Raw genomic sequence first — 25,344 nt, forward strand, 5'->3', positions numbered from 1 at the left:
GATAAAGAGCTTGTCCTCCAATGTCATTACCGTACTCAAAATTTAATACAGCAAGCATATCACCTGAAAAACGAGCAATAACTTTCTCACGCTCTGTTAACTCTATATTCCTTACTGTATTCTTGTTTTTACTTGAGCATCCAATCATCGAAGTACTTAAAAGTGCTAATATAATTAATATCAACTTATAAAATCGCTTATTCACCACTTCTCATCCTCACTCTATTTAATATTACTTAGTTCTACAATTACGCTCTAATGAAACAAGAAAACTACAGTTGTCAAATACTATACTTACTATAAATTGTAACTCATAACCATTTGTATAGCAACCATGTTTTAACATACATTACCACAAATTAAAATAAATATTAGAGAAAAATTAGAAATTGATTAACCATATTGACAGTACAATATTATATGATGTATAGTATTGTCAACGAAATAATATTATACTAAATAAGAGGGAATAATATTGGATAATATAATAATAGTTAAAGGAGTTGATATCATGGTTTTTAATACAGGATCCGCACTGTTGGACGCAATCGTGCTAGCTGCGGTTTCTAGGGAACCGGAAGGAACTTACGGGTATAAAATAACACAGGATGTAAGGGAAGCAATTGAAATTTCGGAATCTACGCTTTACCCAGTTCTTCGTAGATTACAAAAAGATGATTGTTTAGAAGTATATGATATGGAAATTGCGGGAAGAAACCGAAGGTATTATAAAGTGACACCTCAAGGGAGGATACAGCTTCAGCTGTATTGTTCGGAGTGGAAAAACTATTCCGCAAAGATTAGTAAGATTTTTGAGGGGGTGGCGTAGTTGAACCGAGCTGAGTTTTTAAAAGAGTTGGAGGAGTTGCTTCAAGATATTCCAACAGAGGAAAGAATGGAAGCACTCACGTTCTATGATAGTTATTTTGAAGAAGCAGGGGAGCTGAATGAACCGATAATATTGAGGGAATTAGGTTCACCAGCAAAGGTTGCAAAAAGTATTAAATTAGACCTTGGTACTATAAAAGAAGAGGAGTCTGGTGAGTATACCGAAAGAGGTTACCAGGATAGTGCTCAAAGTAAAGACAGTATCATGAAATTAAATGAAGTTTCAAATTTAGAATTAGGTGATGAGCAGCAAGATTATAAAGAGAACAGGCAGAGTAATTCCTATCAGAATCAAGGAAATCAAAATCAGTCTGCTTACAATGAGAACCAAAATTCTACCAATCAGAACCAAAATTCAAGTTACCAAAATCAGAATACTGGCTATCAAAACAATAATCAGAACTACCAAAATCAGAATTCAGGTTATCAAAACCAGAATGGAAACTATCAAAATCAAAATGCTGGATATCAGTATCAGAATGGAAATTACCAAAATCAAAACACATCGCATCAAAACCAGAACATGTATTATCAAAATGGTACCTATCAAAATCAAAGACCTATTGTTAAAAAGACAGGTATTAATGTGTTTGCTTTAATTTTATTATGTATCTTTGGGTTTCCGATTATAATCCCTCTGATGATAGCTTGCTTCGCAACTGTTTTCGGTTTGGTTGTTGGATTTGGTGGAGCAGGTATCGGATGTATTATAGCAGGTTTTGCACTATTTGTAACAGGGGTAGCACAAGTATTTGTAATTCCAATGTTAGGAGCTTTAGCAGTCGGGGGTGGATTGTTATGTTTTGGTATCGGCTTGTTGTTATTTCTAGTAGCTTGCTATTGTGCTAAGATGTTTCCAGTATTAATCCGTGGCCTTGTTGGCCTGTTAAAAGCGCCATTTGGGGGAAGGAGTGTAGTAGCATGAAATCAACGGGAAGAATTGTATTAGGTATAGCCTGTGCCTCCATAGGAATTGGTATTGCTATCCTACTATTTGGAACATTATTTGGTGGAGGCAGTGTTAGGAATCGGTATAACACATTTTCCTACCAAGATGAAGCCAAGGATGTTACCTCAGTTAAACTAGATATAGATTTTGCTAAAGTTCGTATAGTGGAAGGAGATACTTTTCATGTTGATGTAAAAAATACTACGGAAGACGGATTTCATAGTGAAGTAAAAAATGGTGTATGGTATCTAGAAGATAACTTTGATGATCGTTATTCTATGAATCTATTCGGCATTAGATTACCTATTAACTTTCATGGATTTGGTTTTCGAAGTGAAGTGGATTTATATCCTACCATTACAATCACAATACCAGAAGGTTTTGAAGCGGATGAATTTGACATAGAGTTTGGTGCAGGGGAAATATTAGTTGATAATATCTATGCAAAAACCGTGGGTTTTTCAATGGGTGCTGGTGATATGACAATAAAAAAACTTACGGTGGATAATGATTCTAGTTTCAAAGTAGGCGCAGGTTCTATGAAAATAAATCACTTAACAGCAAAAGATGTAACTATGGAAAGTGGTGTTGGTGAAATCTCCGTTACGGGTGAAATCTACGGAAGCAGTTATGTAGATTGTGGTGTAGGTGAAATCAACCTTAATTTAGAAGGGGAAGAAAAAGATTATAATTATATAGTTGACTGCGGTATTGGAAGTGTTAAAATAAATAATAGTAATTGGGACTTTACAGCCCATGAAAGTATTTATAATGATAAAACCAAAGGAACATTTAATCTTAAATGTGGTGTTGGTTCCATTAGTCTTAATCTTCGTTAATTTATGCTTTAAAGCAAGGGTAGAAAGGGAGGATAATTATGCAAAAAAAATTGGTGAAATCTCGTACTGATAGAAAAATATGTGGGGTATGCGGTGGGATTGCAGAGTACATTAATTTAGATCCTACAGTGATTCGTATTTTATGGATTATCTTTTCATTTTGTGGAGGTATTGGTGTACTTGCGTATATTGCATGTGCTTTTGTTATGCCAGACTAAGTATAAAATCTTTTGGTAAGAACTTTACAATTTGATACTGGCTATGGTGATACTTATGAGATATTAAACAGTAAGAGTTGCCCCAATATTTAAAAGATCGTATAGATTAGCTATATGGTCTTTTTTTATACTACAGTTGGGTATTTATCGTTTGTTTTTGTGTGATTTACTATATTGGTTTTATTCCTGTATAATAATATAAGAACAATACATATGGTGGTGTAATGAGATGAGTGAAATTACACCATACTAATACTTGTTCTCTTTATTATATATATATACTAAAGTAAGGATGAACATCAGTATTAGATACTGGTTATGGTCATAAAAATAAACAGAAGTTATATTAAACAAGTATTGCACCAATATTTAAATTGTGTTAAAGTGTGAAATAATGAAGAAAATGAAATGTAAATATAGATGGAGGCATTTATGATAAAAGTTATTGATCAATTAACCAATCTCTTTACTACTGCATTTGTAGAGTGTGGCTACGAAGAAAAGTACGGAGTGGTAACAATATCGAATCGTCCGGATTTGTGTCAATATCAATGCAATGGTGCACTAGCAGCAGCTAAGCAATACAAAAAAGCACCTATTATGATTGCAAATGAGATTGTAGAACGCTGTAAAGACAATTCAGCATTAAAAGAAATTACTGCAATTATGCCAGGATTCATTAATTTTTCTGTTAAGGAAGAATTTTTGGTAGATTATCTTCAAGGTATGTCAATGGATGAACGACTTGGTTGTGAGGAAGCTAAGAACCCAGATACAGTAGTTGTAGATTACGGCGGTCCAAATGTGGCAAAGCCTCTTCACGTTGGACATCTTCGTCCTGCAATTATTGGTGAAAGTATCAAGCGTATGGTACGCTTTTTAGGGCATAACGTAATTGGAGATGCACATCTTGGTGACTGGGGTACTCAGATGGGGCTTATCATTGCTGAGGTTAGAAAACGTCAACCAAATCTTCCTTATTTTGATGAGAGCTTTGCAGGAGAATATCCAAGTGAAGCACCATTTTCCATCTCTGAATTAGAGGAAATTTATCCAACTGCAAGTGAATATTCGAAAGAACATCCAGAATTTCGTGAGGAAGCAAAAGAAGTCGTATTTGAATTACAAAATGGTCACCGTGGATACACAGCTCTTTGGAACCACATAATGACTGTTTCCGTAAACGACTTAAAGAAAAACTATGATAACCTTAACGTTCATTTTGATGTATGGAAGAAGGAAAGCGATGCTCAGCCTTATATTCCAGGTATGGTTACTTATTTAAAAGAGACGGGCTTTGCTAAAATCAGTGAAGGCGCTTTGGTAGTTGATGTAAAAGAAGAGACTGATACCAAGGAAATTCCTCCATGTATGATATTAAAATCCGATGGCGCAAGTTTATATGCCACAACAGATTTAGCTACTTTAGTAGAACGTATGGAATTATTTAACCCAGCATCAGTTATCTATGTTGTAGATAAACGCCAAGAACTTCACTTTGAATTAGTATTTCGCTGTGTAAAGAAAACTAAATTAGTTCCTGAAAATGTGAATTTAACCTTCTTAGGTTTTGGTACGATGAATGGGAAAGACGGAAAGCCATTTAAGACAAGAGATGGCGGTGTAATGCGTCTTGAATATTTAATGGATAGCATTAACGAAGAAGTTTATAAGAAGATTATGTCCAACCGAGAAATGGGCGAAGAGGAAGCGAGAGAAGTTGCTAAAATTGTCGGTTTGGAAGCATTAAAATACGGTGATTTATCCAATCAAGCATCCAAAGACTACATTTTTGATATTGATCGCTTTACTTCCTTTGAAGGAAATACAGGCCCTTATATTCTCTATACAATCGTACGTATTAAGTCAATTCTTGCAAAGTATCAAGAAGAAAACAAGGCAGTGGATGTTAGCAAGCTATCCATTAAGTCAGGTAATACAAGAGAATATGGCATTAGTGAAGTAAATCTTATGTTAGAATGTGCAAAGTTCAATGATGTGATTGAACATGCTGCATATGAAAATGCACCACATAAGTTATGTGCTTATGTTTACGATTTGGCGAATGCATTTAGTACGTTCTATCATGAAAATAAAATTATTGCAGAAGAAAACAAAGAAAAACAGCAAGAATGGATTGCTCTTATTAATTTGGTATTAAGAATTTTATCTACTTGCATCGAATTGTTAGGTTTTAGCGCACCAGAAAAAATGTAAGATTTAATTAAAGCGCGAAAGGACTGGAAAGTAACGAGCTTTCCAGTCCTTTTAATATCGAAAGGATGCACACCACCCTTCACAAGGTGAAGTGTATTCTTCTAGACAAATTTCCTTCGTAAAAGATAGCAACAAGGGAAGGCTAGAGTGAAAACCCCACTTTGCTTAGCAAATTGAGATTTAATAAGAAATAGATTGGAGAAATGATTTATGTATAAGTTGTTATCTAAGCTAGTTATATATCGTAACATCGGAAAAGACAGTATACTGATATGTTTGGCTGATATTATAGAACAGTATCAGCGAGGAAATACAAAGAAAGAAGATACGATTGCAGCTATCTATACACAAATACATAATTTACTTGATATCGCAACGGAATATGGCTTTAATGATAACTTATGGCACAACTATTTAAGTTATTTACTTGCTACTGTGGAGAACCCATTTAGTATGTCTTGTGAGAAAGTTGGTGCAAGAGAAGGCACAGTAAATAAGCTTGCCAAAGGAGATTTTACGATATTTAAAGCACTTTTTGATTATGACTTTACTCCGCTAGAGGATGAGCTTGGGATTGATTGTTTTAAAGTTATTACAGATTATAGAGCAATTGAGAAAAATGGAAAGTGCTACGATCACAGTGTTAGTGAGAAGGTTCAGGAATTAAGTCGCAAGATTTCAAACGCAAAGGATGAAAATGAAATCTTTCGTATTGTAACGGATTTCTATAAATATTATGGTGTCGGGATGCTTGGGTTAAACAAAGCCTTTCGTATAGGAAAGGGTGGGGATGAGTTACTACTCTCACCGATAACGAATACCGAAGAGGTAGTGTTGTCTGATTTGATAGGTTATGAGATTCAAAAGAAAAATCTAGTTGATAACACAAAAGCATTTATCGAAGGGAAAAAAGCGAACAATGTATTATTGTTCGGAGATAGTGGAACCGGAAAATCAACGAGTGTTAAGGCTATTCTTAATGAATTCTACCCAGAAGGACTTCGTATGGTTGAAATCTTTAAGCACCAGTTTGAAGATTTATCAACAGTTATCTCAAAGATTAAGAATCGTAATTATAAATTTATCATTTATATGGATGATTTGTCATTTGAGGAATTTGAAATAGAGTATAAGTATTTAAAAGCAGTGATAGAAGGTGGGCTTGAAACAAAACCTGATAATGTCTTAATCTATGCAACCTCTAACCGTAGACATTTAATTAGAGAAACATGGAGTGATCGTTCTGACATGTCAAAAGACGAGTTACATCGTTCTGATACGATACAAGAAAAACTCTCTTTAGTTGCTAGGTTTGGTATCAGCATTAATTATTCCGCTCCATCTCAAAAAGAGTACTTTACAATTGTAGAAGAGTTAGCGAAGAAATATAATAATTTTGGTTTATCAAAGGAAGACTTAATCCAAAAAGCAAATATGTGGGAACTTAAGGGTGGAGGTTTATCAGGTAGAACAGCTTCCCAGTTCATCACCTATATGCTAAGCCAAGAGCTTACTTACTAAGGATTGACTCCTCATTTTATAATGAAAGATATGCAAAATTTGAGGGTATTTAGCAATCGAAACGTCGGTAAAAAATGAAATGTGTCGCATAAAGTTAATAGAATCAATATTAATACAAAAATGTACTATATTTGCTAAAAGATACAATAATTATTTTGACATTGTGTTACGTCGCTGGTAAAATAGGACTAGACGTATCATAAGGGAAAATTTTGCCTTATTATAAATAAAAAGGTAGTGTTTACTACTTTGAAAGTTAGTTGAATTAGCAATAGAAACAAATTGTATTGAAAGTGAGGTTAACCATGGAGACAAGAATAAGTAAAAATGGAAAACGTATCTTAAGAGGTGTTATGTTTGGTGCTTGTTTTGCGATGACAGTAGCACTTTTTGAAACTTCAGTTACCTATGGAAGTGAATTGAAGATAAATGCATTAGTTTCTACTACTCAAGCGAAAGATGAGGATCAGATTTATTATATTGGCAAAGTAACAGGTGGTGCCAATGTCAGAGTTGGTGCAGGTGCGGATAAAGATCAGCTAGTCGTTGCTAATCAGAGTGTAAAATTAAAAAAAGGTACTGAGGTTACTATACTATCCGAAGTAATGGTGGGTAATAAGCCTTGGTATGAAATTAAGTTTAAAGTAGGGAAAAAAGAAGTAGTGGGTTATGCAACGAGTACATACATTGAGAAGACAAGCAAGACAATTACTCCAACTCCAATGCCAACACTTACTCCGGAACCTACCTTAACACCAACGCCAGTACCAACTGCGATACCAACGGTAGAACCTACTGCGATTCCTACGAAGACAACGAACGTAGCAGGTGGTAACAGTACGGGGAGTATGATTCTGTGGATATTTGGCGGAATATCTATGTTAGCTTTAGGTATTGTGTTAACACTTTCTGTTAGAAGGAAACGAAAAGAAGACTTTGAAGAGGCTGAGGAAGTATCTAAAAAAGTTGATAAACTTAAGAATATGGTGATAACGAAAGATATCAATGAGAAAGATTCTAAAGAAAAAAATTCAAAGAACAAGGCAGCAGGAAAATTCACAAAGGAAGGAAGGCCTACACGCCAACCAATTACGATTCAGCATACCTCTGAGGTTTATGTTAAGAATTCAAAGCTTGATACAAATGGATTTACAGATGAACTTGCTGTCACGAAAGAGCAGGTAGCTGAGGAAGTTTCATCAATAAAAGAAAGTTTAGAAAAAAACAGCGATGAAAAAAATGAATTACGTAAAGCGATTCAAGAATTACGTGAGCATGATATTGTAATTCATAAGTATTTTGGTAAAGGAGAGGTCTTCGATAACTCTGATGTCAAACTAATTGAGGTTCGCTTTGGCGGAGATGCTAGATTTCTTAAAAAAGATCAATTGATTTCTAAGAAGTTATTACAGATTACAAATGAGCGTAGAAGATAATTGTTTCATTATTTGTTAAATTAAAATGAATGGGGCTGTCGCAAAATAGCTCATTAAAAATAATGTACAATAAAGGTAGCTTGATTTGGTTTTTAAAGCCATTTCAAGGTACCTTTTTTGTTAAATACTGTTTTATTCTGCAAGTTGCTTGAAGAATCATTTTGTGACAGCTCCATTTTTATCTCATTTCAAGGAAAAATTAGCAAGGTGTACTTTTGCTAATTTTCGAATGAGTATATAACGATATCCGCCAGAAATGATGGCTCATAAATAAAGAGTTGGCTATTTTTGCATACCCCTGAAAGTTACTACTTCTTTCTATTTATTACTTCATTAACATCAAACGTTAGGGAGCAATCCTCCATTACAAATAGTGGAATCCCAATATTCCCGTCGACTCTAACTTTATCAAATAATGGATTTGTATCACGATATTTTAAAAACTCTTTTAAATGAGTAGTTACTTGCGTGAATTCGCGATATTCTATAGTAATATCTGCATGTCCTTTTAATACTTCCAATGCCCCGGTGCAGTCTGGGCATATATTCATTCCATACATAATAACGTTCATTGATGCCTCCATGATTTGTTTTATATTATAAGTTTAGCATAGCATATTAGTAATCTTTTTTAAAGGAGCCAGCTATAGAGGATAGGGATTTTTAAATTTTATTAATCATCGATTTAAGAATATAGTTAGAGTATGATAACCTCTGCTATGCATAATATATAACAGATAATAAATAAAAGAGGAAAATGTGTTGCAGGAAGGTAAAGGGGTCACTCTGTTAAGACATACAAGGAAGAAATCAGTAACGAATGAAAGTAATACGCTCGATCTTTTAGAATGTTCGTATGAATATCCTCAGATTTTAACAAATAAAGAAGATAGCCCACAGGCTAAGGTGAATGTGGATATTACAAGAGAAATGAATCAACGATATCAGAGTAATTGTGAAGAGGCATTGGTGAATGCCTTATACATTGTAGATTTATTCAGCAAACCAGATGATATCACAGGCCCTTCATGGTTTCCTTTAACAGCAAGCGTTACTTATCGAGTAACATTGAATCAATACGGTATATTATCTATCGTATTTTTAGAATTTCGCTGGTATGGTGGTGCACATCCTATGACGGAACAGTTCTCCTTGACCTATAATGTGGAAACAGGACAACAAATTACAGCTCCGGAAATATTGGGAGAATCAGAGGAAGAGGTTAAGAGACAAATTGCAAACGGTTTTATGAAACAGTTTGAAGAAGATCCTAATAAGTTTTTTCCCGATGCGGTCAAAGATTTAGCCAATCTTAAATTTGAGTACCGTTTCTATCTGAAGAATGATAATATCGTCTTTTATTTTAACCCTTATGAATTAGGGCCTTATGTCTCAGGTATTTTAGAATACTCCATGCCAATTTTAAAGAAAAAAGTATGAGAATTTTAAGAGTAAGTATCATATTTACTACAACACTATGTTAGATGACGTTCAAGAAAATGATGTAATTGTATGAAATATAATTTATGATGAAAATACTAAAATATGGTATTGACATTTTTGATGTCTCTGTGTATTATGTACCTAGTACACTAAGCAACAAATACAAGAGAAAAATTCTTTGAGAGGAGGTTTAAATGGAGTTTAATAATAATATGCCTATTTATATGCAGGTAATTCATGATTTAAAGAAAGAGTTAATTCGTGGAAATCTGACGCTTGGTAGTAAATTGCCTTCTGCTAGGGATTTAGCAATTCAATATCAAATAAATCCAAACACTGCAAATCGTGTTTACCGGGAGATGGAACTTCAAGAGCTCTGCTATACAAAGCGAGGTCTAGGAACCTTTGTAACAGAGGATGATCAAAGACTTATGAGCGTAAGGGAAGAGATGGCCAAGGAGTATATGAGTGTATTTCTTATAGGCATGAGAGATTTAGGCTTACAAGAAGAGGATGTGATTTCACTTATTAAAAAAGAGTTTAATAAGTGCAAGGGTCAGGCTTGAACCTAAAGATTTTCAACTAGATTAAGGATTATGGAATAAGAAATCTGGATACAAACTTTAAATGAAAAAGAACATGATTGGAAATGGAGGATAAGATGTTAGTTAGTAAGGATATTGTAAAACGGTACATGTCAAAAGTGGCAGTAGCGGGAATCTCCATGCAAATGGAGCAAGGAAAAATTTATGCTTTACTCGGCCCTAATGGGAGCGGGAAAACAACTTGGATGAAGATGGTAGCAGGTCTTATTAAACCTACCATGGGGACCATCACATACAATGAAGTGCCAATTGGGATTGAAAGCAAAAAGAAAATTGCTTATATGTCCACGGAGCCATTTTTTTATGATTACATGACAGTAAAGGATGTTGGTAAATATTACGAGGATTTCTTTGAAGATTTTGATAGAGCGAAGTATGAACAGCTAATCATCAAAATGGATTTAAATATGAAAGATAAGGCAAAAAACCTTTCCTCTGGTCTTGCTGCAAAATTAAAAATCGCAGCGACGCTTGCTAGGAAGGCAGAAGTATATTTACTTGATGAACCTTTAAATGGAATTGATATTATAGCAAGAGACCATATCATGAATGCAATTTTAGAGGTAGCAAACGAAAAGACAATGATCGTGATATCGAGTCATCTGGTAGATGAATTAGAAAAAATAATAGACAATGCAATCTTTGTAAAAAATGGAGCAGTAGTCTTAAATGGTGATGCGGAGACAATCCGAAAAGAACATCAGAAATCTATCGTAGATTTGTATAAGGAAATCTATGCATAAGAGAGGGGAGTAAAAAGAATCTATGTTTAAATTAATAAAGTATGAGTTAAGAAAACAATGGTTTTCAAAGCTTTTTATGTTGATTGTTATGGGAATATTAGAGCTTACTTTTTTATTTAATCTGTTCAGAGATAAAAAGGATGCATTAGGAATTACAATCGGAATTATGACACTTTTTTCATTTGCTGCGATTATGTTTGTTTCTTTTGAATGTATTATGACCTATTCAAAAGACTTAAAAACGAAACAAAGTTATATGCTTTTCCTTACACCAAATTCAACTTACAAAATTGTCGGTGCCAAAGTGATAACCTCTGTTGCGCAGATTGGAATTACAGCAGCTATTATGGTTAGTGTGGTATTCCTTAACATATCCGTAGTTTTGCTACGCTATCAAGAAATAGAGAAGATGATAGATATGATACAGAAATTAATGAGAGATGTGATGGGATTAGACGTTGATTATGGTCTTGTATTAATTGCTATTGTTGCGTTTTTACTAGAATGGATATCAAAAGTAATCATGGGTATGTTAGCGATTACTCTTAGTGCCACTTTTTTATCCAACACAAAGGGAAAAGGAATTGTCAGCCTAATTATATTCTTTGTCTTAAATTATCTCGTTGGTAGAATTGGAAAACTATTCGTGCTAGAGAGTACGCCAATGTTTGATATATTTATGTTTGATGCTATCATAATGGCATTTGTTATAGCAGCTTTTTACCTTGCTACAGCATGGATGTTGGATAAAAAGGTGAGCGTTTAATATTGGTTATTTTGGATATTTCGGATAAAAATCCGAGGTGTCAGCACAAAAGAAGCCACCACAATTCGATACGATGGAATCAAAAATATGGGTAACATTAGAAAATAGTTCACCAGGGAAGGTAACCATATATATACTTTGTATCTGATGTTTTGATAGAAATTCTGCACCAGCGGGATCACGAAAATAAGGTTTCATTTCCTCAAAGTCCAAAGAACTTTTAGGAGTAAGGCAGATTTCCATAACACCAGCGGTTTCCCACAATTCTACATCGGTAGTGCTTTTAATAGCTTCATATAGTACACGAATCGGGGTTTCTTTCGGATTCATATAAAACCAGTCACCAGTGATGGAAGATTTCTTCTCTGGAACGGCTGGTTTTTTATTTTGTTTCTTACTCTCAAGATTGTCTTTTTGCTTTTTAAAATTCATTATAACTCCCATCTGCGTGCTTTAACACGCTTACAATCAAGAAAAAGTTCTTCGTGAACTTTTCCTTGTAAATCATTGCTCTTAGTATAACACAGGTAGAAAGGTTTGAAAACAAGCATAAACGTAAGTTTCTAAGAACCCAAAGTTGAATTTTAGTAGTTATCATAGTAAAATTACAATAAAAAGATGTGGAGGGTACAAAAATGGCAATCATAAAACCGTTTAATTGTGTTAGGCCAGAGAAAGAATATGCGAGTCGTGTAGCAGCTTTACCATATGATGTTTATAACAGAGTGGAAGCGAAAGAGGCTGCCCTAAAAGATGAATTATCTTTTTTAAATATAGACCGCCCAGAGACTGGATTTGAGATTTCAGTAGATATGTATGATGAGAGGGTTTATCAAAGAGCAAAAGAGTTGTTAGTAAAGCGAATCGAAGATGAAATTTATCTTGAGGATGAAAAAAAGTGTTATTACATATATGAGCTTATTATGAAGGGCCGTTCGCAAACAGGTATTGTTGCATGTGCTTCCATCGACGATTATCAGAATAATATTATAATGAAGCATGAAAATACGAGAGAGGAAAAGGAGCAGGATAGAATTCGTCATGTAGATACCTGTAGTGCTCAGACTGGTCCAATCTTCTTAGCATACCGATCGAATGAAGTAATTCATAATACCTTGGAACGTGTGAAAAAAGGAGAAGCGTTATACTCCTTCACTTCAGAAGATGGGATAACTCATAATGTTTGGAAAATAGAAGAGGATATCGCTATAGAAACCATTGAAAAAGCATTTGAAGGAATTCATAGAATTTATATTGCAGATGGCCATCATCGAGCAGCATCTGCGGTTAAAGTTGGCTTAAAAAGAAGAAAAGAAGCCAAAGAATACGATGGCAGTGAGGAGTTTAATACGTTTCTTTCTGTATTATTTCCGGAGGATCAGCTAATGATTTTGCCTTATAACAGGGTAGTTGCTGATTTGAATGACCTTAGTAAAGAAGAGTTTCTAAGTGCTGTTTGTGAGAATTTTTATGTCAATAATATGGGAGAAGTTAAAGTGACCCCAGAGAAAAAGGGTACATTTGGTATGTATCTTGATCATACTTGGTATGAACTGACTGCAAAAGAGTCTTTAGTACAAATAGAAGACCCTGTCGATGCATTAGATGTGTCACTATTACAAGATTATATATTAGATCCGATTTTAGGAATCAAAGATCCTAGAACAGATCATAGAATTGATTTTATTGGTGGAATTCGTGGTCTTAGCGAGCTAGAGAAACGGGTTGCGGAGGATATGACAGTAGCATTTTCCATGTATCCAACCTCTATTCAGGAATTGTTTGCTGTAGCAGATGCCAATAAATTAATGCCTCCGAAATCTACATGGTTTGAACCAAAATTAAGAAGTGGTTTGTTTATACATCGAATTTAAGGGGATGAAAGGTTTGCCTTACTTGTTCTCATGAAATTCTAATCAATTTTTCCTAATTTTATCATTGAAGCAGATATTTTGGTATGTTATCTTATTCTTAAGAAAGATTATATTAGGAGGTTTTTCGGAATGAAAGATTTTTCTATTCAAGGATTGGGAAGCATCTCTGGAGGAGAGTTTCAACGATTAACAGTGGAGGGAATGGGAACTAATCACGGTGATATTATTGCAGAATATCTGTCAATTGAGGGAGTTTTTAAAAGTACAGGAAATGTAAATGCAGGGGAAATTCAATGTGAGGGTGTTGCTGATTTTTTTGGCAACCTTCGGTGCAAAAAAATGATTATGGAAGGAGCAATAAATCTTAAAGCTGATAGTAAATTAGAGGCTGAAGATATTGTTGGGGAAGGATGTATTAATACTAAAGCAGATATTAATGTTGTTCGGATAAAAATGCATGGATGTGTGAATGCGAAAAGTATCCATGGAGATCAAATAGAGATTGAAAGTAAAGTAGAGGGCTATTCTACTTTTAAGAAATTCCTTCATAAGATTAATTTATCAGAAAGTAGTAAAGCAAGCACGATTGAGTTAATCAAAGCAGCCAATATAGTAATAACTGGGGTTTATGCAAAAGAAGTAATTGGTCATGATATCATTATTGGACCATATTGTGAGGTTGAGAAGGTAGATTGTACAGGAACATTAAAAGTGCATGAAACTGCGAAGGTAGGTACTATAGTAGGGGCCACACCTAGTGCCTAAGAAACTGATATGGAATTATCAACCAATTGAGAGTTGCTTAAAACAACCTGACGTTTTGATGGCTGTATTGCAAGATAATAGAATTTTAAGGGTATTAGTGAAAGGAGACTAAGTATGAGCAAGAAAAAAGAAATTGTGCCAGTACTTCCAAAAAAGAAGTCAAAAGGAAAAACAGTCGTAAAAGTAATTGTTGCGGTTGCAGCAATTCAGGGGATATTAAAAATGGTTGCATTTTATAAAAATAAAAAAAATGAGAAACAACCAGAAAACGAGGGAACTAAAAAATATGCTGTTTGGATGAATGGAAAGCAGGTTCGTTTAGATGAGGAAGAATTGCGCTCCATCGAAATCCAAGCAGTTATGTCAGGAATAGATATAGATCTTACGAAAGCTAAGATTCATGAGGATATGTTTATCTCTGGTAAGGCAATCATGTCTGGTGTATGTATCCGTGTTCCAGAAGATATTAACGTAAAAATGAATTGTAAAACTATACTTGGTGCATGTGCAAATTCTGTTCCAAAATACTTTGATGAAACATTACCAACTATTTTTGTTGAGGTTGATGGTGTAATGAGTGGTATTGCAGTGAAAATAGGAAATACTAATGAGATAGAAAATGATGAATGTGATTTGGATAAAGAAGATTCCGAATAAGAGAATCCAAACATCAAAACTTCTTATGAAAAAGGAAAGGAAGATAAAGTTATGATAGTGGAACCCAAAGTAAGAGGCTTTATATGTACAACAGCTCATCCGGAAGGTTGTAAGGAGAGTGTAAAAAGACAAATTGAATATGTAAAAAGGCATGACCAAAAAGAAGGACCAAAGAAAGTATTGATTATTGGTGCTTCTACTGGGTATGGTCTTGCATCACGAATTTCGCTTGCCTATACATACGGAGCCGCTACTCTTGGTGTTATGTATGAAAAGCCTGCAAAAGAGAACAGAACAGCAACTCCTGGTTATTATAATACAGAAGCGTTAGAAGCGTTTTTACATCAGGATGGCTATTATGGTGAATCTATCAATGGGGATGCATTTTCCAGAGAAGTGAAAGAGATGACCATAGCAAAGATAAAAGAAGATCTAGGTCAAGTAGATATGGTAATATATAGTCTTGCAGCTCCACGTCGTACGGATGAAGATGGTGTGACTTATTCTTCTGTACTTAAAACAACGAGTGTTCCTTATACGAATAAGTCTCTGGATTTAAGGAATAATCAGATATCTGAAGTTACGGTTCCTGCTGCCACGGAAGAAGAGGAACTTGCTACTGTAAAAGTTATGGGTGGTGAAGACTGGGCACTATGGATCGATGCACTAAAAGATGCTGGAGTGTTAAGTGAAGGAGTAATAACGATTGCTTATTCCTATATAGGGCCAAAGCTTACTTATCCAATCTATTATGAAGGAACGATTGGTAAAGCAAAGGAAGACTTATACCAGACATCTGTTTTGTTAAATGAGACATTAAAAGCCTTAGAAGGTAAAGCCTATATCTCTGTAAATAAGGCATTAGTAACTCAGGCCAGTGCAGCTATTCCAGTGGTACCATTATATATCAGCATTCTTTATAAGATTATGAAGGAACAGCAGCTTCATGAGGGTTGTATTGAGCAAATGGATCGTTTGTTTTTTGAGAATCTAGACCATCTGGAAAAGAAACTAGATGAACAACAGCGTATCAGAATGGATGATTATGAGATGCTTCCAGAAGTTCAAGAGAAGATCGCTAAAGCTTGGGATAATGTAACTACAGAAAATCTTACCGAATATGCTGACATTAAAGGATACTGGGAAGAATTTTATCATATGTTTGGATTTGATTATGATAATATCGACTATACAAAGGATGTTGTAATATAAGGAATGGATAGAAAACCTTTTATTGTGGGTAGTAATTTGAAAAAACAAAGTTTTTTTACATGAAAATATGTACCTGCAGCCCAAAATTTGCAGGGTTAAAAGAGGTATGGTTAATAGTATGAAAGTATTATTTTTAGAAGATGAACCTGTGATTCAAGATGTGTTAGCGGAATATATGAGGATGAAAAATTATGATGTAGTGACAGTAAGCGATGGTGAAGCAGCCATCGCTACTCTTTCGAGAGAGGACTTTGATATCGCTGTGCTAGATATTATGGTTCCTAAGAAAAATGGTCTATTTGTCCTTGAGTACATAAAAGAACGAGGAATCGATCTTCCTTGCATTATGCTGACTGCATTAGAGGATGAGCAGACACAGTTAAAAGCATTTAATTTATTTGCCGATGACTATGTTATAAAGCCGGTTTCTCCGATTATATTATTAAAGAGAATGGAAACCATTTTACGTAGGGTTTCTAGTCATAAAAATAAATCAATGAATAACAAAGAGTTTAATTTACTTGAGGAGTCTTATCAAGCATTTTTTCAGGGAGAATCCTTGAATTTAACCTTAAGTGAATTTTTACTTTTACAGATGTTATGGAAAGAACCAAATAGAGTATTTACTAGAGAACAAATAATTCTACATATCTTTAATGAAGATTATATTGGTAATGATCGGATTATTGATGCCCATGTGAAGAACCTAAGAAAAAAGTTACCGTTTTCCTGTATTCGTACCGTGATTGGAGTAGGTTACCAATTTGATATCGCTCAATTAGAGAATGGGGTGAAAAGTTGAAGTTATCGAAAAAAACACTGATTTATAGTCTAGCGGTTTCGCTTTTAATGGTTGCTCTATTTATTGGGTATTTTATTGCATTATTGCCATCCCTTTATGTTGATTTCAAACAGGACAAAAATTTAGAATCGGTCAAAGAGCTGCAGCAAACATATTGTAAGGAACGTTCCTATGCAAATTTAAAAGTGTTAAACCCAACGAGTACTATTACAGTAGAATTACCGATGGTAGGCAATACTCTAATTATTAGAAATAATTTTATGGAAGTAGAAGCTACAATTAAGGATTCAGAACTTCTTGAGATGCTTGATAGGTTGAGAAATTTATCGAATGATTTTTCAAATGAAGATTATCATTTATCAGAAGCTGAATTAGAACGTTACCAGGACATTTTCGTCGATAAATTACTTCCATCGAAATTTGTATTAGATAATTATCCTATTTCAATTCGTGTTAAGACAACTTCTGATTATCAAGGGATGATAGAATTATCAAATAAAATGCACCTTACTTCAAAGAAGACTTTCGTTTACGAATCTAATGTCGGAGATGGACAGACTTATTATACCACTTATCTAGCTATCACAAAGTTATCTGATGTGATAGTAGCTACCATATCCAGTGTAACTACGCCAAGTATGGATGATATTAAGCCTGTAATCCTTCGAAGTTTACCAATGATACTTGCAATTGTCGTATTACTTTCTATGTTGTTATCGAGTGTATTTGCGAAATATATTGTACAGCCGATTCGTAAAGTGACTTTCATGGCAGAACATATTATAAATACAAAAAAATTAAAAATGAAACCAATTGAACTTGGTAAACAGGATGAGATTGCTTATCTAGGAGAAACGATGAAAGAAGTTTATCAAAGGCTAGAGGATAATTACCAAGAGCTTGAGATAAAAAATTCTAAATTATCGGAAGAAAACAAAAGGCAGGAAGTATTTTTACGAGCTACCTCACATCAGTTAAAAACTCCGATTCAAGCTGCGCTCCTTCTTACCGATGGAATGATAAGTGAAGTTGGAAAATACAAAAATACGAAGGAGTACCTACCGCAGTTAAAAGGACAAATCTTAAATATGAAGTGGATTGTAGAAGAAATCCTATCTCTTCATCATAATCAAAATGAGCTTTTGATAGAAGCGGTTGATGTATCTGGGTTATTAAAGAGTATACTTGTCCGCTACGATTGTCAAATTAGTGAAAGAGCATTAACGGTTATTACAAATTATGAAGAAGTTATGATGACATCAAATCAAGAGCTGCTGGAGAAGTTATTTGACAATATTATAGCAAATGCTGTTATTTATACCCCGCATAATCAGAGTATTCGTATTAGTGTAACAAAGGAAGAGGTTTGTATTTGCAATGAAGGAACTATGATAGAGCCAGAACTATTACCACATATTTTTGAGCCATTTGTAACAAGCAATAGAAAGGAAAGAGGGCACGGGCTAGGGTTATATATTGTATCCTATTATTCAAAATTACTTGGCCTAAGCGTAGATATTGAGAATACAAAAGGGGGCGTATTGGTTAGAATTAAAAGATTATAATCTCATTTCTATAATGCTCATTGTTTACTCAAGACAATGAGCATTAAGTTTTTAGAAAATCTGCAGACTCATACAATAAAGTTAAATTGATGATATACTACATCAAAACATCATCGTATCTTCATACCAAATTCATATCCTTTTGATATAGTAATACTAATCCCTCATTAAAACCTTTTCAAAAATTCATTTTAAAATTTATATATCAAAGCATGTAAATACGCTTTGAATTTAGCTCGAATTTTTTGAAATTTAATAATCGGAAATAGTATAAGAGGATTAAAGATGTAGAAGGATATTAATGAGTAGTATAATGAAATTAAAGAATAGTATAAGGGTATGAAAGATAGTAGAAGGAGGAAGCCATGTTAACGATTAAAGACTTACGGGTTACCTATGGGGAACAGATTGCTTTGTCAATTGAGGAACCGATTGTTATAGAAGCTGGTGATCGTGTTGGAATTATAGGAAGCAATGGGGCTGGTAAATCAACGCTTGTAAAGTCAATCTTAGGAGTTACTAAATATGAAGGAACCATTCTTACTAATTTACGACAAGAAGAGATTTCTGTTCATTTACAACAAAACAATTATGTAAATACAATACCAGTTAAATATATTATCGAGATGGTGTTATCTGTTAATATAAAGAAAGATGAAAAACTTCAAGAATTAATCTCTTATTTTCAATTTGAGGGATGTCTTAACAAGCGCTATGCTAATCTTTCTGGAGGTGAGAAGCAAAGATTAACGATTATTTTAGTACTTCGAAAGGATACACCGCTTGTATTTCTTGATGAAGTAACCTCTGGACTTGACTTTGAAACCAGACAGAAACTTATGCAAGGACTTAATACATGGTACGAAGGAAAAAATACAACGTTATGTATAGTTTCGCATTATTATGAGGAATTGGAACAATTGGCTAATAAGTTATTAATCTTAGAAAAAGGGCGTGTAATGGCTTATGGCACGAGGGAGGAGCTATTTTATAAATATTGTGGGAAGACCCTCTATATCCTTGAAAATAATGAAAAGAATAGGGAATATAAAAAACTGTATAAGAGCGTTTTGGCACCAGAACACCTTATAGCTCTTACTTGTGACACGGAAGAAGAGGAACGAAGTTTAACGAATCTCCTAATCCACGCAAATGTTGATTATAAACGAAGTAATAGTGACATTGAGATTTTATCGATTAATGCTAAAGCGAAAGAATTTGCAGGAGCGGAAGGGGGAGTCTTAATTGAAAACGTTATTGCCTAATAAGAGAATGATTCTCTATGAGTTACGTAATGTAAAAGGGAATTTCTTTACTTTATTCTTTGGTATTGCATTTCCAATCGTATTTTCCATATTAATGCCAAGTATTATTATGAGAGATCTTCCAGAAAGCGAGCAATCAAAGGCTATCGTTTCAGTATTTGTCACAATGAGTATGGTAATACCGATGGCGGTTATGCTAATTGGGTATGCTGCAAACTATTCGCAAGAAGTAGAAAATGAGGTTCCGCTTCGCCTTGATTTATTTGGTATTCAGCCAAAAAAATTATTTGTAGCGAAGTTGATTGCACATTTGATATTTATTACAATAGCATTCATGATCTATACTCTGGTTGATTTTATTGTACTTGATATTCCAATACCCGCTGCTCGTGTGATAATAATCTGGCTTTCCTGCTTGTATTTGTTAGCGATTATATTCTTTATGATGGCACATGGTATCACAACCATACTGAAAAAATTCGGATTAACTTATGCTGTTACTATGCTTCTCTATTTTTCATTTATGATATTATGTGGAATGATGGGATTGACAGTAGAACAGTTACCAAAGGCTTTAAAAAGTATTGCATTATTATTACCTATGTCTTATATCAGTAAGGATTTTGTAGGCATCTGGGAAGGAGGCAGTTATAATTACGCTCCTCTAATTCAGTCTTTAATCTTTTTTGCTGCCGTCGCAGGTATCTTAGTATTACTTGGTATTAGAAAGAGTAATCGTACGAAAGGAATCTATCAGGAGATAGAATAGTATATAGAGAATCCTCCGTAAGATGAGAACTTACGAAGGATTCTTTTTTTGCATAAAGTGCGGAAACTTCTATAATTAAGAATTACAACAATTTAGAGAAAATGGAAGGTGCATTTTTTGACACCACATATTTTATACGTTATAATAAAAAGACATGTTATCCATAATAGTGTGAACCGAGTTGTAGCAGAAACCGTGGATAGAGATACGCATGTTCTATTAATTATAAAACTAGATAGGTAAGATAATAGGATGAGATTAGGAACATTTTTCAAGCTATTTGATATTGATAAAGGGGAAGAGAAAAGATATGAAACTACTATTTAAACAAAGATTTTTTTCATGGTTTGACAGCTATGACATTTATAATGAATTTGGTGAAACAGTTTATACGGTAAAAGGTGTTCTTTCCTGGGGACACTGTCTTAAAATATACGATTCCGCTAATCGAGAGGTTGGAATGTTAAAAGAACAGGCTATAGCTTTTCTACCGAAATTCCATATGTTTTTATATGGAAATGAAATTGGTACTATAAATAAAGAATTTACTTTTTTTAGACCTAAATTTTATCTTAACTGTAATGGCTGGGAGGTAGAGGGAGATCTATTTGAATGGGACTATTCAGTTAGGGATGGTTCACAGCTTATTATGACAGCATCAAAAAAGCTTTGGAATTTTACTGACACGTATGAAATAGATGTTGTACAACCAGAAAATGCAATTGTTGCTTTAATGATTGTACTTGCAATAGATGCTGCTAAATGTGGGAAAAATTAAGATTAAATTTGATAACACAGTAAGAAAATTTCATTCATAATGAATTGTATTTATCTAAAAAAGAGGCGGCTTTGACTGTTTTCAAAACCGCCTCTTCGACTTAAATTATATTATTAGATGCTGATGTACAATCGTTCCTGATTTATTTTTTAACTAACTCATCCCGAAAAATAAATTTTGCATTACACTTATATCCATAGCAAAGATTTCGATTAGAAGGTTGTGTCGTCCAACAATACGGACAACATATTCCATTTTTCGGACGAGTATCAAATACGATATCTGAAAGTGAAGTGAAAGGGTCATTTGCAAGTTCTAAGAGATGATTCTGGTACTCTTTTTTCAAGTTACGAATTCTTTCACATTTTTCTCTGTTTTTGTTTTCTTTGTTACGGAGGACTTGCTCATATATCATATTTAATGAGATTCCGATAGTAACCAGCACCCCACCTGTAAAAGTTGCTTCTGAGTATCCATTCTTTGTTAATATATCAATCACAATACCTGTAAATATTTGACCTACAAAAGTTAAAAGTGTTAATCGAAATGCTGATAATTTAGGAACAGTTATGTTGCACAGCAATACGGCGGTAACGCCAAGTGCACCTCCTAAATATATCCATGGCTCAGGTGTAAACTTATAGGCAATGTAAGAGTGGCTACTTTTTGTGGTCGCAATTGTGATTGCAACTGCTATTGGAAGGCCCACAACATGGTTTACGAATGAACTCTGTATATCACCAACGTGTTGTGACAACTTAGCATTGATTGAACGAGAAAGAACTACTGTAATTCCTGAGCAGAAAGATAGCAATATGGCATATAATGCTGTTTCCGCTGTATTATCTAGCATTACAAGAATACCAAGAAGGGAAAAAACAAATCCGATTATTGATGACTTCCTAAATGCGTGCTTTTTCATACCAAAAAGTCCAAGACAGTCAATCAATAAGGAAGCTACTGTCTGACCCAATAGTCCTAAAGCTACGATACTTGTCAAACTGATTTTTCCAAATGCAAAGTTATTAAATATGAGTGTCAATATACCAAATGCTCCACCTAGATATAACCAGAGAGGAAGATTTTTCTTTATGGTAATTTTTCTATTTGTTAGCTTGCAAAGTAAGAATGCAAATAGAACACCTACGACATGAACGATTACTATTGCATTAAAATTACCATAGGAAAGAGCAAGCCTACCGTTGAGTGCAACCATTACAGCAATGACTAATCCAGTAATTAAAGATAGTATATTATACATATTATCACCTCCGTAAATCAATTGTACTAGATAAGTTGACATTCCCATAGGACATATGTCATACTGATTCATAATATATGTTATAATTTGGAGGGAGATAAATGCAGAGTAGTCCTTTGAAAAAAGAGCATCTCAATAAATTAGAAGGGTATGGCATAAACAATATGGCCTTGGATGCATGCCTATGTCTGAGGTTTGAAGCTGGTGAAACCATTTTACAGGAAGGAATGCCAATTATATACCTTATGTTTGTTGTTACAGGGAAGGTCAAAATTTGTTCCACTGCGAAAAATGGCAAAGATTTAGTTTTATGCTATTACATTTCCGATGGCATTATAGGCGATTTAGAATTGATGACCAATACCTATGATGCAACAGCCGGTATAATAGCCATAACTGATTTTGAGTGTATCGCATTGCCCTTTCAAAAATATGCTATAGATTTAAAAAATAATCTTGCCTTTTTGAAAAGACTTGGTAGTGAACTATCTATGAAGCTATTGCGTATTTCAAAAAATTATGTGGTTACTACCTTGTATACAGGAGAAGAGCGTCTATGCTCCTATATTTTACAGGCATCACATAATGGCATTTTTAATGATATACTGACGGATGTATCTTGTTCAATAGGTATGAGCTATAGGCACATGTTTCGCTTGTTGAACCAGTTATGTACAGATGGGGTGTTGGATAAAAGAGACAATGGGTATATCATTGTTGACCGTGAAGAATTGCTTCGAAGAGCTCCAGGGGCATACGTTTAAGCCCGTACGATGTCAGTAACTTCAGTAACCTACCGCATTCAATGCATTGCTACAATCCGCATGGACTCAGTACATTTCCATATGGCGAAATGTTACGCATAGATAAAGTGCTTCGGCCTCAAAATAATGACCTAGGAAGCCTAGGTCGTATCTTGAGGCCGAAGACACTTTTTTAGTTTAGTCAGCTAGTGTAAGGGTAGTGCCCCAGTTATCATCACCAGCCAAGACTCTTTCCCTGGTATATTTAAGTGCTTCCTGATCTGAGAGCTGCTTAGAAAAAGAAGCTCGCTTTCCTTCAGTGATAGCTTTTGCACCTTCACCAGTACTTTGGTATTCTGCATAAAGCATCGTTTCATGAGCTTCTGGCTTATTCCAGTCATGCCAACCTTCTTCCGATCTCGCAATGTAGAAATACTGTCTTAGCGAAGTTTCGCCAAGGTCTTCCTAAATATACGCTATGCTTTGGACAATCGCTGGTTAGACGGCAATGAGAAAAAACATATCCATATTCCTGTCCTTTCGCAGTACTTGCAGCAGTTATATAGCCATAGTTCTTCTGTTCTTCCTCTTGTTTTGCAGGAGGAAGATCGTCTGTCTTTTGAGAAAAAATTTCGCAATGGTCAAAATAAGCAGTTGCACTTCCAAAGATAAAATCAACATCGCCTTCAATATAGCAATCACGATAATATTGACGACCATTTACTCGCGGTTCAAACTCTTTTGGTCCAGTAAAACCACCAGCTTGGTTTGCTGTTGGAGGAAGTGGTGCTGTAAATAAGGTATCTTGACTACCAAGAAGGATACAATTATCAAATACCATACGGTCACCATCCACATAAAGTGCGAGAGCTTGTCCTACTTGATGACCAAAGCCAGAGCTATTTTGAAAGGTGAGATTTTTCGCTGTGAAATCATTGGCATCAATGAATACAGAAGGGGTTCGGAACGTTCCTCGTTTACTGCCATCTTCCATAATCATGTTAGCATAATCATCAAAAGTAAGAATTGTTTCTTCTTTGGATTCACCAATTAAGGTTAAATTAGGCTGCTTAATGACAAGTTTTTCTTTGTAAGTTCCCTTTTTAATAAAGATAGTTACTGGTTCTATAGTTCCTTCTGGAATACTTAAGAGTGCGTCGGTAATTGTAGAAAATTCATGTTCAGATGTTTTGTGTTTGGATACGTAAATCGTTCTACTCATTAGTTTTTCTCCTTTATGTAGTATAGTGTAAATAAAGAAATGATTAAGTTAGATAATCATATTCGCCTTAGGCAGGGATCTAAAATTCTCTGACTATAAATCGAAGTTACCATATTGTTTATATAGAGTTACTTTGGCAAATACTTAGAGTTATATTGTAGAAACAAAAACATGTTTCTATAATCGGTTAGCGGTGCAAAAGCGCACCTTTGTCAGGAATTTATAAATCAAATTTCTGACAAGGTTTATTATAGCATACGGGACAAGTGGATACTACAAACAATTATTGCTTCTATGAAATCTTGGAGATGGAAGTTCACATTTACTTTTGTGGAGAAAAAAGCTATAATGTTAACAGAATATGAAACAAGGTAGGTAAAAGAATGCTTAGAGCAACCTTTCAAAATATAGTGGAGAACAGGGATGTTAGAAAAAATCTGATTCTTTTAAAGGAGATGCTTCGTGAAGATGAGAAAAAGGATAGCCATAATAGAGAAGCTTTACTTTATGTGATTGCTGGAAGATATGAGGTATTTCGTGGCTTATTGCAGGATGAAGATGCAAAGGTTAGAAAAAATACAGCATTAATCATGGGGGAATTGGCAGTTCCGGAATTTGTAGAGATTCTTTATGAAGCTTATCATAATGAGACACAACGATTTGTGAAAAGCTCTTATTTATCTGCTTTAAAGAACATGGACTATAACGAACTTCTTCCTAAGCTTCGGACAAGCTATGAGATTGTGAAAAGCATTCCAATAACGGACGAGAATAAAAAACATCTGAGTGAAGAACTTCGATTACTT

26 protein-coding genes and 1 pseudogene are annotated in these 25,344 nt (G+C 34.4%); 22 read left to right on the forward strand and 5 right to left on the reverse strand.

The window, feature by feature from the left end; genetic code table 11:
* The coding region (locus RTP52_RS02215; RefSeq protein ID WP_312368952.1) for a hypothetical protein at positions 1-205 on the reverse strand (205 nt) is incomplete at its 3' end.
* Positions 206-511: 306 nt separating this feature from the next.
* On the opposite strand from RTP52_RS02215, the gene RTP52_RS02220 reads away from it, so the two are divergent.
* The 7 genes from RTP52_RS02220 (at position 512) to RTP52_RS02250 (ending at position 8,068) form a co-directional block, all read left to right on the forward strand.
* Positions 512-829, forward strand: a complete 318-nt coding sequence (locus RTP52_RS02220) for a PadR family transcriptional regulator (RefSeq protein ID WP_312106206.1) — start codon at positions 512-514, stop codon at positions 827-829.
* The gene (locus RTP52_RS02225) at positions 830-1,813 is read left to right on the forward strand and encodes an HAAS signaling domain-containing protein (protein WP_312368953.1); all 984 of its coding nucleotides are present in this window, start codon (positions 830-832) and stop codon (positions 1,811-1,813) included.
* The gene (locus tag RTP52_RS02230) at positions 1,810-2,676 is read left to right on the forward strand and encodes a DUF4097 family beta strand repeat-containing protein (RefSeq protein WP_312368955.1); all 867 of its coding nucleotides are present in this window, start codon (positions 1,810-1,812) and stop codon (positions 2,674-2,676) included. The genes RTP52_RS02225 and RTP52_RS02230 overlap by 4 nt, the downstream gene beginning before the upstream one ends.
* A gap of 38 nt (positions 2,677-2,714) precedes the next feature.
* Positions 2,715-2,894, forward strand: coding sequence for a PspC domain-containing protein (locus RTP52_RS02235; RefSeq protein WP_312106202.1), 180 nt, complete (start codon positions 2,715-2,717; stop codon positions 2,892-2,894).
* A 432-nt stretch (positions 2,895-3,326) separates the two neighbouring features.
* Positions 3,327-5,111, forward strand: a complete 1,785-nt coding sequence (gene argS, locus RTP52_RS02240; RefSeq protein ID WP_312368957.1) for an arginine--tRNA ligase — start codon at positions 3,327-3,329, stop codon at positions 5,109-5,111.
* Between the two features lie 210 nt (positions 5,112-5,321).
* Positions 5,322-6,632, forward strand: coding sequence for an ATP-binding protein (locus tag RTP52_RS02245; RefSeq protein WP_312368959.1), 1,311 nt, complete (start codon positions 5,322-5,324; stop codon positions 6,630-6,632).
* Between the two features lie 305 nt (positions 6,633-6,937).
* Positions 6,938-8,068, forward strand: a complete 1,131-nt coding sequence (locus RTP52_RS02250; RefSeq protein ID WP_312368961.1) for a hypothetical protein — start codon at positions 6,938-6,940, stop codon at positions 8,066-8,068.
* Positions 8,069-8,376: 308 nt separating this feature from the next.
* Here RTP52_RS02250 and RTP52_RS02255 read toward each other — a convergent pair whose 3' ends face one another.
* Positions 8,377-8,640, reverse strand: a complete 264-nt coding sequence (locus tag RTP52_RS02255) for a hypothetical protein (RefSeq protein ID WP_312106196.1) — start codon at positions 8,638-8,640, stop codon at positions 8,377-8,379.
* Positions 8,641-8,830: 190 nt separating this feature from the next.
* Between RTP52_RS02255 and RTP52_RS02260 the strand changes: the two genes are divergently transcribed.
* From RTP52_RS02260 to RTP52_RS02275, 4 genes are all read left to right on the forward strand, one after another.
* A complete protein-coding gene (locus tag RTP52_RS02260; RefSeq protein WP_312368963.1) occupies positions 8,831-9,508 on the forward strand; it encodes a DUF3298 and DUF4163 domain-containing protein in 678 nt (225 codons plus the stop codon).
* Positions 9,509-9,705: 197 nt separating this feature from the next.
* Positions 9,706-10,077: a GntR family transcriptional regulator gene (locus RTP52_RS02265; RefSeq protein ID WP_312107479.1), complete on the forward strand. Its 372-nt coding sequence runs from the start codon at positions 9,706-9,708 to the stop codon at positions 10,075-10,077.
* 95 nt (positions 10,078-10,172) lie between these two features.
* Entirely contained in the window at positions 10,173-10,859 is a 687-nt protein-coding gene (locus tag RTP52_RS02270) for an ABC transporter ATP-binding protein (RefSeq protein ID WP_312107481.1), read from the forward strand.
* A gap of 22 nt (positions 10,860-10,881) precedes the next feature.
* The gene (locus RTP52_RS02275) at positions 10,882-11,625 is read left to right on the forward strand and encodes a hypothetical protein (RefSeq protein WP_312107483.1); all 744 of its coding nucleotides are present in this window, start codon (positions 10,882-10,884) and stop codon (positions 11,623-11,625) included.
* A 6-nt stretch (positions 11,626-11,631) separates the two neighbouring features.
* On the opposite strand, the gene RTP52_RS02280 is transcribed toward RTP52_RS02275, so the two are convergent.
* Positions 11,632-12,057, reverse strand: a complete 426-nt coding sequence (locus RTP52_RS02280; RefSeq protein ID WP_312368966.1) for a hypothetical protein — start codon at positions 12,055-12,057, stop codon at positions 11,632-11,634.
* A gap of 203 nt (positions 12,058-12,260) precedes the next feature.
* On the opposite strand from RTP52_RS02280, the gene RTP52_RS02285 reads away from it, so the two are divergent.
* The 9 genes from RTP52_RS02285 to RTP52_RS02325 all read left to right on the forward strand — a co-directional run bounded on the left by RTP52_RS02285 (position 12,261) and on the right by RTP52_RS02325 (position 21,312).
* A complete protein-coding gene (locus tag RTP52_RS02285; protein WP_312368968.1) occupies positions 12,261-13,499 on the forward strand; it encodes a DUF1015 domain-containing protein in 1,239 nt (412 codons plus the stop codon).
* A 129-nt stretch (positions 13,500-13,628) separates the two neighbouring features.
* A complete protein-coding gene (locus RTP52_RS02290) occupies positions 13,629-14,264 on the forward strand; it encodes a hypothetical protein (protein WP_312368970.1) in 636 nt (211 codons plus the stop codon).
* A gap of 114 nt (positions 14,265-14,378) precedes the next feature.
* Positions 14,379-14,921: a LiaF domain-containing protein gene (locus tag RTP52_RS02295; protein ID WP_312368972.1), complete on the forward strand. Its 543-nt coding sequence runs from the start codon at positions 14,379-14,381 to the stop codon at positions 14,919-14,921.
* A 51-nt stretch (positions 14,922-14,972) separates the two neighbouring features.
* Entirely contained in the window at positions 14,973-16,133 is a 1,161-nt protein-coding gene (fabV, locus tag RTP52_RS02300; protein ID WP_312106760.1) for an enoyl-ACP reductase FabV, read from the forward strand.
* Positions 16,134-16,251: 118 nt separating this feature from the next.
* Positions 16,252-16,935, forward strand: a complete 684-nt coding sequence (locus RTP52_RS02305) for a response regulator transcription factor (RefSeq protein WP_312368974.1) — start codon at positions 16,252-16,254, stop codon at positions 16,933-16,935.
* Complete coding sequence (locus RTP52_RS02310; protein WP_312368976.1) at positions 16,932-18,500, forward strand: sensor histidine kinase; 1,569 nt, start codon at positions 16,932-16,934, stop codon at positions 18,498-18,500. Before RTP52_RS02305 ends, RTP52_RS02310 begins: the two co-directional genes overlap by 4 nt.
* 365 nt (positions 18,501-18,865) lie before the next feature.
* On the forward strand, positions 18,866-19,765 hold the full coding sequence (locus RTP52_RS02315) for an ABC transporter ATP-binding protein (protein WP_312368978.1): 900 nt from the start codon (positions 18,866-18,868) through the stop codon (positions 19,763-19,765).
* Positions 19,746-20,534: an ABC transporter permease gene (locus RTP52_RS02320; RefSeq protein ID WP_312368980.1), complete on the forward strand. Its 789-nt coding sequence runs from the start codon at positions 19,746-19,748 to the stop codon at positions 20,532-20,534. Before RTP52_RS02315 ends, RTP52_RS02320 begins: the two co-directional genes overlap by 20 nt.
* A gap of 310 nt (positions 20,535-20,844) precedes the next feature.
* Positions 20,845-21,312: an LURP-one-related/scramblase family protein gene (locus RTP52_RS02325; RefSeq protein ID WP_312107538.1), complete on the forward strand. Its 468-nt coding sequence runs from the start codon at positions 20,845-20,847 to the stop codon at positions 21,310-21,312.
* Positions 21,313-21,454: 142 nt separating this feature from the next.
* On the opposite strand, the gene RTP52_RS02330 is transcribed toward RTP52_RS02325, so the two are convergent.
* Positions 21,455-22,573, reverse strand: coding sequence for a DMT family transporter (locus RTP52_RS02330; protein WP_312368983.1), 1,119 nt, complete (start codon positions 22,571-22,573; stop codon positions 21,455-21,457).
* A 101-nt stretch (positions 22,574-22,674) separates the two neighbouring features.
* Here RTP52_RS02330 and RTP52_RS02335 point away from each other — a divergent pair, with 101 nt between their 5' ends.
* A complete protein-coding gene (locus RTP52_RS02335) occupies positions 22,675-23,337 on the forward strand; it encodes a cyclic nucleotide-binding domain-containing protein (RefSeq protein ID WP_312368985.1) in 663 nt (220 codons plus the stop codon).
* Positions 23,338-23,514: 177 nt separating this feature from the next.
* Here RTP52_RS02335 and RTP52_RS02340 read toward each other — a convergent pair.
* Positions 23,515-24,538 (reverse strand): annotated as a pseudogene (locus RTP52_RS02340) (pectinesterase family protein).
* A 383-nt stretch (positions 24,539-24,921) separates the two neighbouring features.
* Here RTP52_RS02340 and RTP52_RS02345 point away from each other — a divergent pair.
* Positions 24,922-25,344 (forward strand): HEAT repeat domain-containing protein (locus RTP52_RS02345; protein WP_312368987.1); only part of this gene is annotated, 423 nt, incomplete at its 3' end.

It is taken from the genome of Lachnoclostridium sp. (assembly GCF_031997925.1).
Lineage (GTDB): Bacteria > Bacillota > Clostridia > Lachnospirales > Lachnospiraceae > Lachnoclostridium.

Bases quoted from the DNA above. Each gene is read 5' to 3' on its own strand.
- RTP52_RS02265 (WP_312107479.1), top strand. From the start codon at position 9,706: ATGGAGTTTAATAATAATATGCCTATTTATATGCAGGTAATTCATGAT.
- RTP52_RS02275 (WP_312107483.1), top strand. From the start codon at position 10,882: ATGTTTAAATTAATAAAGTATGAGTTAAGAAAACAATGGTTTTCAAAG.
- RTP52_RS02235 (WP_312106202.1), top strand. From the start codon at position 2,715: ATGCAAAAAAAATTGGTGAAATCTCGTACTGATAGAAAAATATGTGGG.
- RTP52_RS02290 (WP_312368970.1), top strand. From the start codon at position 13,629: ATGAAAGATTTTTCTATTCAAGGATTGGGAAGCATCTCTGGAGGAGAG.
- RTP52_RS02245 (WP_312368959.1), top strand. From the start codon at position 5,322: ATGTATAAGTTGTTATCTAAGCTAGTTATATATCGTAACATCGGAAAA.
- RTP52_RS02325 (WP_312107538.1), top strand. From the start codon at position 20,845: ATGAAACTACTATTTAAACAAAGATTTTTTTCATGGTTTGACAGCTAT.
- RTP52_RS02250 (WP_312368961.1), top strand. From the start codon at position 6,938: ATGGAGACAAGAATAAGTAAAAATGGAAAACGTATCTTAAGAGGTGTT.
- RTP52_RS02330 (WP_312368983.1), bottom strand. From the start codon at position 22,573: ATGTATAATATACTATCTTTAATTACTGGATTAGTCATTGCTGTAATG.
- RTP52_RS02295 (WP_312368972.1), top strand. From the start codon at position 14,379: ATGAGCAAGAAAAAAGAAATTGTGCCAGTACTTCCAAAAAAGAAGTCA.
- RTP52_RS02220 (WP_312106206.1), top strand. From the start codon at position 512: ATGGTTTTTAATACAGGATCCGCACTGTTGGACGCAATCGTGCTAGCT.
- RTP52_RS02285 (WP_312368968.1), top strand. From the start codon at position 12,261: ATGGCAATCATAAAACCGTTTAATTGTGTTAGGCCAGAGAAAGAATAT.
- fabV (WP_312106760.1), top strand. From the start codon at position 14,973: ATGATAGTGGAACCCAAAGTAAGAGGCTTTATATGTACAACAGCTCAT.
- RTP52_RS02280 (WP_312368966.1), bottom strand. From the start codon at position 12,057: ATGAATTTTAAAAAGCAAAAAGACAATCTTGAGAGTAAGAAACAAAAT.
- RTP52_RS02255 (WP_312106196.1), bottom strand. From the start codon at position 8,640: ATGAACGTTATTATGTATGGAATGAATATATGCCCAGACTGCACCGGG.
- RTP52_RS02335 (WP_312368985.1), top strand. From the start codon at position 22,675: ATGCAGAGTAGTCCTTTGAAAAAAGAGCATCTCAATAAATTAGAAGGG.
- RTP52_RS02270 (WP_312107481.1), top strand. From the start codon at position 10,173: ATGTTAGTTAGTAAGGATATTGTAAAACGGTACATGTCAAAAGTGGCA.
- argS (WP_312368957.1), top strand. From the start codon at position 3,327: ATGATAAAAGTTATTGATCAATTAACCAATCTCTTTACTACTGCATTT.
- RTP52_RS02305 (WP_312368974.1), top strand. From the start codon at position 16,252: ATGAAAGTATTATTTTTAGAAGATGAACCTGTGATTCAAGATGTGTTA.
- RTP52_RS02230 (WP_312368955.1), top strand. From the start codon at position 1,810: ATGAAATCAACGGGAAGAATTGTATTAGGTATAGCCTGTGCCTCCATA.
- RTP52_RS02315 (WP_312368978.1), top strand. From the start codon at position 18,866: ATGTTAACGATTAAAGACTTACGGGTTACCTATGGGGAACAGATTGCT.